Here is a 13,819-nt window from a genome sequence, read left to right as displayed (position 1 = left end):
ATTAGCAACCGTACTTTTTGGCATACGCTTCAACTAATCTCTGGCCTAACTCTTCTTTATCCATAAAGCCAAAACCCAGCACGTTATAGCCTTCGTTAATTGCGGTTACGCCTTCTTCAACCGAACGCATACCGTATTTTGCTTTATAGCCATGCTTAGTTTGAGCCGTAATTGCACCAGCGCCGCCGCTGCCGCAGAAAGAGATCCCCAGATTGGCCTCTTCTTTCTTCATTACGTCACCCAGCTTCATATCAGCCGCAACCCCTGGGATGACAACCGCAACACCGCCAGCAGCTTCGACACCCTGTCCAACTTTCTGACCTTTACCCAGACGATCACCGATTACCACCTTAATTGCAGTCATGATTATTCTCCCGTTACACAACTTAATTCATTTTCTTTGGCCACTTCAAAGTGGACAGATAATAAATGCGCTTCTTCATAAGCTAGATTATTAAACCAACTAACAACCTGCTCTGCTAAATTTAGAGATAAAGGCGAAATTTCATCGAAGAGAGAAATATCGACTTCAGGTAATGCTTCACCCGTATGAGAACGTAACACCATGGCTTTAACGTGCGAAAATAACATCTGCTTTTGCACGTCATTAGGATAAATACCTTTATCCGTAAGCAGGCTGACAACTTTTTCAAGCGTCGTATTCGTTTCTGATTCTACTATTTTCTCATCCACTGAGAGTTGTTGTTCTGCCACGCCTTCTCTCCCCTATTATTCATTTCAACCGGAGCGTTATCTCTGTTGATGTTTGTACCCTACAGCGGATAAATAAAAGTGAGCAGAGGGTCTTTTTCCAATTCAAACTGGAAATTAATGCCAAAAACCATTTCCAGTTCAAATTTCGTTTAAAGTTCGGCAGTGGAAAATATTTTATTCCCTGATTTATCAGGAAAAAACAGTTGGGTGGTTATAAACCCAGAGAGATTTTGATACTATCGATGCGTCGGATATAGACTGTCCGATTCGTGATACAGCTCACTTTTAAAAATCTGACAAGCTATCTATTATCACGTTATAGAAATTTAGAAGAACTCTGAACCCTTGCGCTTACGGGCGCGAGGGTTTTCTTTTGACACAAGACAACCAGAACAGGAAAGCCTCCTGTCTACCTTACATGGAGAGAACTATGTCACGACCAGCCATTATTCTGAACGAACTCGATGCTGCCCGCTTAGACACGCTGCTTGAGCAGCCTGCTTTCGCCAGCCTGCCGGTCGCTGAAGCATTAAACAATGAGCTCGATCGCGCTGAAATGCTAAGCCCTGAAAACATGCCTGCTGACGTGGTGACCATGAACAGCCGGGTTAAATTCCGCGACCTCTCTTCCAAAGAAGAACACGTGCGCACGTTGGTTTATCCTGCGAGCCTGAAAGACAGCGCAACTCAGTTGTCCGTCATGGCACCTATTGGCGCTGCATTACTCGGCTTGCGCGTGGGCGATGCTATTACATGGGAACTACCGAACGGCCAGAAAACCCATATCGAAGTATTGGAATTACAGTACCAGCCCGAAGCGGCCGGTGAGTATCATCGTTAATCATCACCCTTCGTAACCATGTTTAACGGGTAAAATATCTCCCTCACCTCGCTGGGTTAGCGGTTGGCTTCAGGCAAACAGAAACGGCGGATGAAAATCGGGAAGCCACAGCAAACTTGCTGGCTTCCTTTTCCAACAACTTAAACTTGGGAAATTCATGAACAGACGTCGTTTTCTCCGCCTCAGCGCTGCCGTTCCTTTCATTGCCTCGGCTCTTATGGGCGTTAACCCCGCTAACGCAGCGAATGAAACCAAAGATTGGAACCACTATCGCGTTACAACGCAGGTTGATGTTCCGGCAACCAACGAAGCGGTACAGCTGTGGCTGCCATTGCCCGCAACTCGCTTAGGCGACTATCAACGCGCTCAAACACCGCACTGGAAAGTGTCAGACGATGGCAAAGCCAAACTGATGCTGATAAAGCCATACAATACGCTGGTGCTACATGTCACTTGGCCTACCACCGCCAACCAACATAGCGTGACCATGACGCAAAGCGTGAGCACGCGTAACCGCCATATCGATCTTAAAACGCCTCCGGCCAATCCCGTTAAGCTCACAGCAGAAGAAATGGCGCTCTATTTGCAGCCAACACGCTTTTTACCTACCGACGGCATCGTGGCTAAAACAGCCAACAAAATCATTCAAGGACGCGGTGACAACAACATCGATCGCGCCAAAATGATCTATGACTGGGTCGTGGCCAATACGCAACGAGATCCCAAAACGCTGGGCTGCGGCGACGGCAACGTTAAGCAAATGCTCGACAGCGGTAATCTTTCCGGCAAATGTGCCGACATCAATGCGCTGTTTGTCGCGCTTGCGCGCTCGGTTGGTATTCCTGCTCGCGATGCCTATGGTGTGCGTTTGGGTAAATCTGACATGGGCTTTAACAGCCTAGGCAAAGATGGCGATATCACCAAAGCCCAGCACTGCCGCGCAGAGTTTTATATGGAAGGTTACGGTTGGATCCCTGTCGATCCTGCGGATGTACGTAAAATGATGTTGGAAGAACAAGCCGGTGGCCTACCGTTTAGCGATCCTAAGGTACAAAAAGCCAACGACTGGATGTTTGGCGGATGGGAGATGAACTGGATGGCCTACAATCATGCCCACGATCTCAAACTGCCAGGCGCCCAAGATCAGGCGGCTTACCTGATGTATCCACAAGCGCAGGTCGGGGATAAAAAACTGGATAGTTTGAAACCAGACACATTTAAATACTCGATTAATAGCGTGAAACTTTAATCATCGCGCTACGCCAACCCTTTCCTCACACGAAGAGAGGGTTGGTCGTTTACCGAATCGCTCATCGCTTACCCGGCAACATCGCACGCACCAAGTCTTTACGCAGCCAAATCGACATCGCAATCACTGCCACAATATGTACACAAACCAGCGCCGTGACCGTGTTCACTAACCAATAATGCCAATCATCGACCGGATAAAGATCGATGAAATCCGTATCTTGTGCCCAGCCGGTGAGTGCCACTAGCGGCAACAAAATCCAGAACAGCCAAATACCAATCGCGCCTAGCGGATTATGGTGTAGCTCCGCAGGGGAAGTTCGCGTTTTCAGCTCGCGAAAATGGTTCTTCAGAGATGAGGGCGTTGGAACGATCGCCGACAAACGCGCAGGGCCTTTAGCAAACGTCAGCCCCCACAACAGGCGCAGGATCACCAGACCTGCCACGGCAAGCCCAATCCCCTGATGCCAATCACTGCCCGGTTTGGTGACATGCAGACGGTTAAGCAAAAAGCCCAACGCGACGCCCCAATGAGTGACGCGCACCACAATGTCCCAACGCATCCCCCGCACCATAATTACTTATACTTCTTATGGTAAGCGTTTCGCGTGTCTTTAAATTTCTCAGCGGCGGCTTTAGCCTGCTCAAACTGCCCAGCATCCGCGAGTTTCTCAGCATCATTGATTTGGCCGATGAGAATATCTAATCCATGACGAAAATCAGTCATTTTCGCACCATCAGCAGGCTCTTTTTCCAGCTTGGGCGGAGTGCCTTTTTGTGCCTCTTGAGCCCCTGCCTTCATACCTTCCAGCGCTTTCTTAAACTCTTGCGGGTTATCGGTCTTTAACGCAGTTTTATAGTTGCTGGCGATGGTATCCATTGCATCGCCCACGTCTTCTCCGGCTGCATAGGCCAAAGAACTCCCCATCAACATTGCTGCACTTGCCAACATCAGTAGTGTTTTACGCATCTTATTTTATCCTTACTTATTGATAACATTTACTCACGTTTATCAACATAGAGAGTAGGGGCGGGATGTGCAAGATATGAAAGAGGAATTTACGTTTATTGACGGGGTAATTGTGCGTAATTTGAAGATTTTGAGAAAGGTTTCGACCGCCTATCAGTAACGGCTTTCATATATGACTTGGTCAGAAGGCGTCCGAGTCGGGTGCGCCAGCGCGCGCACCCAACACCCGCGCGCTTTTACCAGTGATGCCATCTCCGCTCCGGTTTGGTATCCACCGTCCCTGGTGGCCCCAAACCTAACGTCGACATCCTGTCGACGTTGCTCGAACTACCATGACTTAACCTTTAAAAACAAAAATAACCGGTTTTGTATTTTTAGTGTTCCATGAAGCACATTTTAGATTCGCCATCAGGGATGATGGCGAAAGGTTGAGGGCGTGCAGGGATGCACGCTCCGAAGCCGGTCGGCCAAACAACTCAGGAAAAAGCGCGAGAGTGAAGAGGTTGCGCGCTAGCAACCTTTTCTCGGACGCTTACGTCAGCACTTAAATGGAAATACATTTGCTAACTAGCGTTCGAAACCTATCATCAATACAATAAATTCTGTATCGCTCCTAAGCCCTATTCCCCCGCGATCTTCATCGCTTCCAGCAGCGCTGAACCGCACTGGATATTACTGCGCAGCTCGATGTCATCACCCATAGTGACCAAATTCGACCACATATCTTTCAGGTTACCGGCAATCGTCACTTCGCTAACTGGATACTGGATTTCGCCATTCTCAACCCAGAAACCCGCCGCTCCGCGAGAATAATCGCCGGTTACGCCGCTCACGCCTTGGCCCATCAGCTCGGTCACTAAGAAGCCGGTGCCCATTTTCTTCAGCATATCCTCAAAGCCCAAGCCTTGACCTGCGATACGCCAGTTATGAATACCACCCGCGTGCCCAGTGCTTTGCATACCCAGCTTACGCGCCGAATAGCTGGTCATCAGCCAAGTCTGTAACACACCATTTTCGACAATATTGCGTTCCACGGTGCGCACACCTTCGCTGTCAAACGGCGTAGAGGCCATGCCTTTCAGCAGATGCGGCTGTTCATTGATGGTCAGCCATTCAGGCAGGATCTGTTTGCCAAGGCTATCCAGTAAGAAGGTTGATTTACGATAAACGCTGCTGCCGCTAATTGCGCCCACGAGGTGACCAAATAGCCCCGTCGCCACTTCTGCTGCAAACATAATCGGCGCTTCCATGGTCGGCAAGCGACGTGGCGCTAAGCGTGAAAGTGTACGGCGAGCGCACTCCTCACCGACCCACTCAGGCGTTTTCAGCTCGTTAATATCACGCGCAATGGTGTACGCATAATCACGCTCCATATCACCTTCATGCTCGGCGATTACGCAGCTAGACAACGAGTGACGGCTGGAGCTATAGCTTTGCAGCATACCGTGGCTGTTACCAAAAACTTTGATGCCATAGTGGCTGTTAAAGCTGCCGCCTTCAGTATTAGTAATACGCGGATCAAACTTCAAAGAAGCTTGCTCGGCACGCGCAGCTAATTCAATACCGCGCTCCGCATCCAGCTCTGCCGGATGGAACAGGTCAAGATCCGGCGCATCAAACGCCAGCAGCTCTTTATCTGCGGGGCCAGCAAACGGATCGGGAGAGGTATAACGCGCAATATCCAGCGCGGCCTGCACGGTGCGGGCAATTGCATCAGGGCTCAGGTCAGTCGACGACGCGCTGCCCTTACGTTGCTGGTGATAAACGGTGATACCTAAGGCACCATCGCTATTAAATTCAACATTTTCAACTTCGCCAAAACGGGTGCTAATACTGATACCGGTGGTTTTGGTGACGGCCACTTCGGCGGCATCGGCGCCGACTTTAGCCAGTTCCAACGCCTGTGCAACCGCGTTTTCCAGCGTCTTGCGTTGTTCTGCAACCTGAGTGATTACTTTCATCAATCTGCCATAATTATCAGAAATGGATTAAACCACCGGCGCAATCATCGCCGTAGGCCGTTATGATAGGCACCTTAACGTGCCTGTTTCTAAAGCTTAGCTAGTTCTGAGTTTATCAGGAACTGAGATCAATTTCGCACAATCGCTACAACCTGATAGGATTAGCGTCTTTTTTTAAGGAATCAGATATGCAGAAGCATCCAGACGAAGACTGGTTAGACGAAGTACCCGAAAACGACATTGATAAAGACGAAGACGACGAGATCATCTGGGTCAGCAAAAGCGAGATTAAACGCGATGCGGAAGCCCTGAAAGATCTTGGCGCAGAGCTGGTTGATCTCGGCAAAAACGCGCTGGATAAAATCCCGCTGGATGCCGATCTGCGTGCCGCCGTTGAGCTGGCACAGCGCATCAAAAAGAAGGCCGCCGCCGTCAGCTACAGCTGATTGGTAAAATGCTGCGTCAACGCGATCCAGAGCCAATCCAAACTGCGCTTGATAAACTCAACAACCGTCACAACCAGCAGGTTGCTCTGTTCCATAAACTGGAACAAATTCGTGACCGTTTGATTGATGAAGGTGATGAAGCGATTTCGATTGTGTTGGATCTCTATCCGCAGGCCGATCGTCAGCAGCTACGTTCGCTGATCCGCAATGCGAAGAAAGAAAAAGCGACTAACAAGCCGCCTAAGTCAGCCCGCCAGATTTTCCAATACCTGCGCGAACTGTCTGAAGAAAGCGAGTAATGGCGCCCCTGCCAGTGCATCTTTCAGCCAAGCGGATAGCCGCTTGAAGGATGCACTGTTGCAGCCGCCAACAATGTGTATGCGGTTCTAAAGAGCTTTCTCTGTCGTATTAAAACGTAGTGCCCCTTCCAGCTCCTCTTCAGCTTCTTCAAAAAGCAGAACCAGTGCGGCAAAGCGACGTTTTTTATGCCCATTAAAATTGATAAACTCAATCTCTACCGGCAATTTGATGCCCGCCGTCACCACATCCCAGAGCGCATCAAGATTGTTGCCAAACTCACTATCCAGAGAAAATGTTTGGCTAAACTGGCGATAAAATGCCGGAAGATCGGCAATATGACTAAAATCAAACTTAACTTTATTCATGCTGATCACTCCATTTTAGTAAAGTTGCGATGGTGATCTCGCGTTATATAAATCAGCCCATCATTAGAGTAGATCAACCGATCGGCCTGCCGACGCCCGCAGCGGTAATTGATATCAGCTTCTCGCCACACTCGCTTAGCTTTTTGAGGTAAGCGTTTTTCACGATTCGAAAAACGATCGCCGCCAATCGCTTTGCCAGGAAGTACGCTGCATAAATTCCCCGCGCTAGGTTCCCATCCTTCCGCCCTCGCCTGTTTTTTCGTAATGTAAAAACTAGGCAGCCGTTGATGTTCGCGTAAGTAGCTGATAACACGATCCTGCTTGGTAAGCTGCTCAATATCTTCTGACGTCGAGACTGATTGCCCTTCATTGCTGCTACTACTATTGGCGGCCTGACTATTAAGAAATGCCACCCCGCTCAATGCCAGAATAATCAGTAATCCTGTCCATAAACGCTTTGCCATACATCCTCACCCAACCATTGCATAAAGGATCTAACTAAAATAATTGCGAAAAATGAAGCACAGATGAAACCCACATTTTTATTTTAGGCCGCGCCATCCACGTGATTACGCAGAACTGAACAACCAGCCCTCGTACTTATCATAATCGCAGAATAAGGAAACACCAGTAGGTATGGACTGAACAAATAGGAAAATAGCGTAGAGTTTGTCTTATAAGGGCGAAATACGTAAACACACGCAGTTCGCCCGTCAGGATTTAGAGGTTACCGAGGTGCAACGTTTTCACTTCCATAAACTCTTCCAGACCCAGCGTGGAGCCTTCGCGGCCCAAGCCAGACTCTTTCACTCCGCCAAATGGCGCGAGTTCCGTTGAAACCGAACATTCGTTAATGCCGATCATCCCACTTTCCAATAATTCAGATACGCGGAACACGCGCGACAGATTCTGAGTATAGAAATAAGCCGCTAAACCAAACGGCGTATCGTTGGCGCGTTTGATCACTTCATCTTCAGTTTTGAAACGGTAGCAAGCAGCAACCGGGCCGAAGGTTTCTTCCGATGCCATCAGCATGTCTTCGTTAGCTTCAGCAATCAGCGTTGGCTGGAAGAAATTGCCGCCCAGCGCATGGCGCTGACCACCTACAACCACTTTCCCGCCGTTTTCTAGGGCATCTTTGACGTGTTGTTCCACTTTATCCACGCCTTTCTCGCTCACCAACGGGCCAACATTCACGCCGTCGTCCATGCCGTTGCCCACTTTCAGCTTACGTACTTCATCCGCCAAACGGCTAACAAACGTATCGTAAATGCTGTCGTGAAGATAAATACGGTTGATGCATACGCACACTTGTCCCGCATTGCGGAATTTATTTGCCATCACGCCTTTAATTGCGGCATCTAAATCAGCGTCTTCAAAAACGATGAAAGGCGCATTGCCACCCAACTCCATTGACACCTTTTTCATGGTTTCAGCGGCATTACGCACCAAGGTTTTACCCACGCCCGTTGAGCCGGTAAACGAAATTTTACGCACGTCTTTGCTGGCCATGATCACGTCACTGATAGCTAGCGTATCCCCCGAAACTGCGTTCAACACGCCATCTGGAACACCGGCTTTCTGCGCCAGCGCCAGCAACGCAAAGGCACACAGCGGAGTTTCATTGGCGGGTTTAATCAAACCGGTACAGCCCGCAGCAAGCGCAGGGCCTAATTTGCGGGTTAACATCGCTAACGGGAAGTTCCACGGCGTAATCGCCGCCACTACCCCAACAGGTTCACGCGTAGCCCAAATGCGCGATCCTGGCTTCACAGGAGGGATGATCTCGCCGTTGGCACGCTTGGCTTCTTCAGCGAACCATTGAATAAAACTGGCGGCATAATCCACTTCACCCAGCGCTTCTTTCAGCGGCTTGCCCTGCTCTGCGACCATCAGCTCGGCTAAAAATGGCTTATTTTCAACAATCAGATGATACCAATTCTGTAGGATTTCAGAGCGTTGCTTGGCCGTCGTTTTACGCCATGCAGGTAACGCTTCGCTGGCGGCACGAATTGCGGCCTGAGTCTCTTTTTGCCCTGCATTGGCGACTTTAGCTACCACTTCACCCGTTGCTGGGTTAGTGACTTCATAGGTATCCGAGGCGTCCTGCCATTGACCAGCAACAAAGAAGCCGGTTTTAAAGAATTCATTTTTCTTAAGTTTTTCGTGTAATGGGTTCACTTCTGCCTCCAGAATCGCCGCGATGCTCACAAATGAGATTCACTGTGAGTGGTAAAAAAAATGCACACCGAAGAGTATAGAGGAAGATTTTTGAGGTGGAGATAAGAAGTCGATGAATTTTAACAAGTGCTAGCTACGCCCCTCATTTTAATCAAGGAGCGTTATTATTCGCCAAGCCTAAGAAATCTTAGTACTTGGCTTTAGGTTTAAATCTTAGTGCGCAACTAAATTCTGTAAGTTATTTTTAAATTCATAAACTTTTTTATCTTGGTTCTTCTTACAGAATTCGACCATCGGTGGCACAGCAATAACGGCTGATTCACGCAAAGAAACAGAATCACCGCCTTTATAGTCGGTTACATCATCAAGCATAAAGAAGGCTATCGGAGCCATAGCTTTAGGGTTAAGATCGAGAAATTCTTTGCAGCTCATATTCTTAGGCGTCATATCTACATTAGCAGCAAAACTTGCACTCAGGGGAATAAACAATGCAGCAGAGAGAGTGGCGACAAGGATTGATTTTTTCATAAAGCCTCTAGTAATTAATGATGAGTTGTTGATAAAAGAACAATACATTCTAAAATTACAAACTCAATTAAATAAAACACTCTGTTTATATAAAGTTTATAAACCATTAATTAAATACCGCGACAATAGATAAAGAGAATATAATTTCAAAATAATACTTTATGAGTTATCTGACACCTGTAATCCATGACCTACGCATTTTTAGTGCCTGCCCTATAGACGGTAACACCTCAAAAACTTACCATATCCACAGTAACATTAAGACATTATAAAAAACATAAACCTGCTTTAAGTTAATATGCTTTATTAGCCTATAATAAAAATAAATTCATCGTAGCCAGTTGCCAAAACATGCGTATCACTATATAGAGCTGTGCGCTAACGTATATGATAAACCTGTTAAATAATGCAAAGGAATTTTGTGAAGATTATATATATTTTTATTATCGGTATTATGTGCATATCCACCCTACATTCAGACCGTGAGCACGGTATACAAAAAGCATCAATTACCTATCTAATTCAAAAGGTTAATTTAAAAGACACTACAAAGAGCATTATGAATAGCCCATTGCTAAATGGTAATAAAAAATGCTTCGCGCTGACGTTGAGGTGTTTTACAAAACATATACACTAAAAGAAATCCACCTCACAAAATAATTAACTTTATAAAAACCACCGCACAGTTAAAGAAATAAACTTGAGCCCCATTAGCATGAAGAAAACAAAACAAGATTGGCTACTCCAGCTTCGCCGTTGTACATGTAAGGACACACTAGAAAAAGTCATTGAAGTTAATAATTATAAACTCAGCAAAAGCGACCTTATCATTTTTTACTCTGCGGCCGATCATCGACTTGCTGAACTAACGATGAATAAACTCTACGATAAAATCCCGACGAGCGTCTGGTCTTTTGTAAGATAGAAAAACAATTCTCGCATATAAGATATAAATCGACAGCAGAATCCTACACACGTAGGAATATGATTTCATTTTCGGAAGACCTGTCTGAAACTGTTAATTGAAATACTCTCATGGTGAAAATAAGAGCACCTTCGTTGATAAAACTGAGAGCAATAATAATGTCTAATCATGTAACTAGAGTGAATCTAGTATCTAGCTTAAATATGACATCAAACTTTTAGAGGTAATAAATGAATAATAAACAAACGCTGAAATGCAATGATGGACTAGACGATGTTTACGCTTCCATTGAATTAGCATCTTCATTACCAAAAACAAAATTCCCAACCCAAGAGCATGACCCGCGTAATATTTTCAATGCTGTGCGCGATGAATTAATGTTAGACGGAAACTCTCGTCAAAATTTGGCAACTTTTTGCCAAACATGGGTTGATGAAGAAATTCGCGATCTGATGGATTTATCAATTGATAAAAACATGATTGATAAAGATGAATATCCGCAAACTGCCGAAATTGAAACTCGCTGTGTTCATATGCTGGCCGACCTTTGGAACTCTCCATCACCAGAAACGACGCTAGGCTGTTCAACGATTGGTTCATCAGAAGCCGCCATGCTGGGTGGATTAGCGCTTAAGTGGCAATGGCGTAAAAAGCGTGCAGCCTTAGGTCTATCAACCGATAAGCCAAACTTGATCTGTGGCCCGGTACAGATTTGCTGGCATAAATTCGCTCGCTATTTTGACGTTGAGCTGCGTGAAATTCCGCTGCAAGGCGATCGTCTCATTATGAGCCCAGAAGAAGTCCTTAAGCGCGTCGACGAAAATACCATTGGCGTAGTGCCAACGCTCGGCGTCACTTTCACGTGCCAATATGAGCCTGTTAAGCAGGTCCATGACGCCCTCGATCAGCTACAGAAAGAAACAGGTCTGGATATCCCAATGCACATTGATGGCGCAAGTGGCGGTTTCTTAGCCCCATTCTGTGCACCGGATCTTGAGTGGGATTTCCGTTTACCTCGCGTAAAATCTATTAATGCTTCCGGCCACAAATTCGGCCTTGCACCACTCGGGACAGGCTGGGTGATTTGGCGTGAAGCGGCTGACCTACCTCAAGAACTCATTTTCAACGTCAATTATCTGGGTGGCGACATGCCAACCTTCGCGCTGAATTTCTCGCGCCCAGGCGGCCAAATTATTGCGCAGTATTACAACTTCTTGCGCTTAGGCCGCGAAGGCTATGCCAAAATTCACAATGCCCGTTATTCAACGGCTCAATATTTAGCACAAGAAATTGAAAAACTTGGCCCATTCGAAATGATCTTTGATGGCGATTGCGAAAAAGGCATCCCAGCACTGGCTTGGAAGCTCAAAGACAACGCAGCAACAAATGGCTATACCTTGTATGACTTGGCTGACAGACTGCGCAGTCGTGGTTGGCAGGTACCAGCCTATTCCATGCCTGCTGAGCGTGAAGATCTCGTGGTTCAACGCATTTTAGTGCGACATGGCGTTAGCCGCGATCTCGGTAGCCTACTGATTGATGATATGAAGCGGGCACTAGATTATTTCGAAAAACATCCAGTCAGCCATGCTCTATCGGAAAAAGAAGCCAGTGGATTTAATCACGGTTAAATTCTATTGGTTTTTCCTAGGATTATTTAATCAATAACTTTATTAGATTGAAATGATCTAGGCCTCCCTATATTTAATAGACAACAGCTGCCCTTTCACAAATATATTCCATGCGGGATAGAGAGGGTAATTGTTGTTTGAAGGAAATAACAATGGCGAATATAAAAGCCTCACCGGTAACAAACCAATTATCATTATTAGGTTTCTTTGCCATAACTGCATCAATGGTTATGGCAGTATATGAATATCCCACCTTTGCAACATCAGGGTTTAGCTTAGTCTTCTTTCTGCTGCTCGGCGGTATTCTATGGTTTATTCCCGTTGGCCTGTGTGCCGCAGAGATGGCCACGGTTGAAGGCTGGGAAGAAGGCGGTGTTTTTACTTGGGTATCCAAGACTCTCGGTGAACGGTGGGGATTTGCCGCAATCTCATTTGGGTATCTGCAAATTGCAGTAGGCTTTATCCCGATGCTGTATTTTATTTTAGGTGCTTTATCCTTCATCCTAAAATGGCCGGCGCTCAATGAAGATCCGATAACAAAAACGATTGCTGGATTAATTATCCTCTGGGCATTAGCTATTACCCAATTCAGCGGCACAAAATATACCGCGCGTATCGCAAAAATCGGCTTCTTTGCGGGTATTTTACTGCCTGCGCTGATTCTGGTTGTTTTGGCCATTAGCTACTTAGCGAGCGGCGCACCATTACAAATTGAAATGAGCACCGCAACGTTCTTCCCTGACTTCACACAAATTGGAACATTGGTCGTATTCGTTGCCTTTATTCTGAGCTACATGGGCGTAGAAGCGTCAGCAACGCACGTCAATGAAATGAAAAACCCCGGCCGAGATTATCCTATTGCGATGATACTGCTGATGGTTGCCGCTATTTGCTTGAGCTCAATCGGCGGACTTTCTGTTGCTTCCGTTATCCCACACAATGACATTAACTTGTCTAGCGGTGTCGTTCAGACATTCAACGTGCTTATTTCACATTACGGACCCGGCTTTGAATGGGCGACTCGTATCATTGCCGCACTGTTGATGCTGGGTGTTTTAGCTGAGGTTGCCTCTTGGATCGTAGGGCCATCACGAGGAATGTTTGTCACTGCACAGAAGGGCGTACTTCCTAAAAGCTTTGCGAAAGTGAACAAGAATGGAGTGCCCGTTGCTTTAGTTATTTCTCAATTGGCTATTACGACTATTGCGTTAACTATTTTGACGAATACCGGTGGCGGCAGCAATATGTCGTTCCTTATCGCATTATCGCTGACGGTAGTTATTTATCTTTGCAGCTACTTCATGTTGTTCTTGGGTTATATTCAATTAATCCGTAAGCAGCCTGAGAAAAAGCGTGCCTTCCATATCCCTGGTGGCAAGAATTTCAAAATTCTGATTGCTGTTGTTGGGCTAGCAATTTCAATCCTTGCCTTCATTGTTTCATTCTTCCCGCCAAGTTCATTACCAGGCGGTGAGGCAAATGATGTTTACGTTGAACTGTTGGTTGTTAGTTTCCTGATTGTATTGTCCATACCTTTCATCGTTTATGCGCTACATACCAAGAAAGGGAAAACAACCAATGCGACCCTCGTACCTATCAAGTCTCACAACGCGCCAGAGGGGCATTTCTTCATGCACCCACGCGCACGTTCAACACATCATTTTGTTGTTGGCAGCGAAAAGAAAATTGATAGTAAATAGTTAGCATTT

At 46.5% G+C, this 13,819-nt stretch carries 14 protein-coding genes and 1 pseudogene; 6 read left to right on the top strand and 9 right to left on the bottom strand.

The features are described from left to right. Position 1: 1 nt before the first annotated feature. Positions 2-364, bottom strand: a complete 363-nt coding sequence (locus DSM2777_RS06390) for a glycine-rich SFCGS family protein (RefSeq protein ID WP_040047142.1) — start codon at positions 362-364, stop codon at positions 2-4. Between the two features lie 2 nt (positions 365-366). Further along, the gene (locus DSM2777_RS06385; protein WP_040047141.1) at positions 367-714 is read right to left on the bottom strand and encodes a transcriptional regulator; all 348 of its coding nucleotides are present in this window, start codon (positions 712-714) and stop codon (positions 367-369) included. Between the two features lie 430 nt (positions 715-1,144). Between DSM2777_RS06385 and rnk the strand changes: the two genes are divergently transcribed. Beyond that, positions 1,145-1,555, top strand: a complete 411-nt coding sequence (rnk, locus tag DSM2777_RS06380) for a nucleoside diphosphate kinase regulator (protein ID WP_046459777.1) — start codon at positions 1,145-1,147, stop codon at positions 1,553-1,555. A 157-nt stretch (positions 1,556-1,712) separates the two neighbouring features. Further along, complete coding sequence (locus DSM2777_RS06375) at positions 1,713-2,804, top strand: transglutaminase-like domain-containing protein (RefSeq protein WP_061553474.1); 1,092 nt, start codon at positions 1,713-1,715, stop codon at positions 2,802-2,804. A gap of 61 nt (positions 2,805-2,865) precedes the next feature. Here DSM2777_RS06375 and DSM2777_RS06370 read toward each other — a convergent pair whose 3' ends face one another. From DSM2777_RS06370 to pmbA, 3 genes are all read right to left on the bottom strand, one after another. Next, entirely contained in the window at positions 2,866-3,366 is a 501-nt protein-coding gene (locus DSM2777_RS06370; RefSeq protein WP_237087821.1) for a cytochrome b/b6 domain-containing protein, read from the bottom strand. Between the two features lie 14 nt (positions 3,367-3,380). Then, positions 3,381-3,773 (bottom strand): cytochrome b562, encoded by a 393-nt coding sequence (cybC, locus tag DSM2777_RS06365; protein WP_046459780.1) that lies wholly within the window; start codon positions 3,771-3,773, stop codon positions 3,381-3,383. Between the two features lie 620 nt (positions 3,774-4,393). Next, complete coding sequence (gene pmbA, locus DSM2777_RS06360; RefSeq protein WP_046459781.1) at positions 4,394-5,734, bottom strand: metalloprotease PmbA; 1,341 nt, start codon at positions 5,732-5,734, stop codon at positions 4,394-4,396. A 188-nt stretch (positions 5,735-5,922) separates the two neighbouring features. Here pmbA and yjgA point away from each other — a divergent pair. Continuing rightward, positions 5,923-6,479: pseudogene (yjgA, locus tag DSM2777_RS06355) on the top strand (ribosome biogenesis factor YjgA). 87 nt (positions 6,480-6,566) lie between these two features. On the opposite strand, the gene DSM2777_RS06350 reads toward yjgA, so the two are convergent. The 4 genes from DSM2777_RS06350 to DSM2777_RS06335 all read right to left on the bottom strand — a co-directional run bounded on the left by DSM2777_RS06350 (position 6,567) and on the right by DSM2777_RS06335 (position 9,554). Beyond that, positions 6,567-6,845: a barstar family protein gene (locus tag DSM2777_RS06350; protein WP_061553472.1), complete on the bottom strand. Its 279-nt coding sequence runs from the start codon at positions 6,843-6,845 to the stop codon at positions 6,567-6,569. A gap of 5 nt (positions 6,846-6,850) precedes the next feature. Next, positions 6,851-7,309 (bottom strand): ribonuclease domain-containing protein, encoded by a 459-nt coding sequence (locus DSM2777_RS06345; RefSeq protein ID WP_061553471.1) that lies wholly within the window; start codon positions 7,307-7,309, stop codon positions 6,851-6,853. Between the two features lie 256 nt (positions 7,310-7,565). Then, complete coding sequence (locus tag DSM2777_RS06340) at positions 7,566-9,026, bottom strand: NAD-dependent succinate-semialdehyde dehydrogenase (protein ID WP_046459795.1); 1,461 nt, start codon at positions 9,024-9,026, stop codon at positions 7,566-7,568. A 213-nt stretch (positions 9,027-9,239) separates the two neighbouring features. Further along, a complete protein-coding gene (locus DSM2777_RS06335) occupies positions 9,240-9,554 on the bottom strand; it encodes an HdeA/HdeB family chaperone (protein WP_046459785.1) in 315 nt (104 codons plus the stop codon). Between the two features lie 715 nt (positions 9,555-10,269). Here DSM2777_RS06335 and hha point away from each other — a divergent pair. The 3 genes from hha (at position 10,270) to gadC (ending at position 13,810) form a co-directional block, all read left to right on the top strand. Then, positions 10,270-10,479 (top strand): hemolysin expression modulator Hha, encoded by a 210-nt coding sequence (gene hha / locus DSM2777_RS06330; RefSeq protein WP_046459786.1) that lies wholly within the window; start codon positions 10,270-10,272, stop codon positions 10,477-10,479. Between the two features lie 230 nt (positions 10,480-10,709). Continuing rightward, positions 10,710-12,110, top strand: a complete 1,401-nt coding sequence (locus tag DSM2777_RS06325) for a glutamate decarboxylase (protein ID WP_071889870.1) — start codon at positions 10,710-10,712, stop codon at positions 12,108-12,110. A gap of 152 nt (positions 12,111-12,262) precedes the next feature. Beyond that, positions 12,263-13,810, top strand: coding sequence for a glutamate/gamma-aminobutyrate antiporter (gene gadC, locus DSM2777_RS06320; protein WP_061553470.1), 1,548 nt, complete (start codon positions 12,263-12,265; stop codon positions 13,808-13,810). The last annotated feature ends 9 nt before the right edge of the window (positions 13,811-13,819 follow it).

The organism is Obesumbacterium proteus, from assembly GCF_001586165.1.
Taxonomy (GTDB): domain Bacteria; phylum Pseudomonadota; class Gammaproteobacteria; order Enterobacterales; family Enterobacteriaceae; genus Hafnia; species Hafnia protea.
This window is presented reverse-complemented; position numbering and strand designations above follow the sequence as displayed.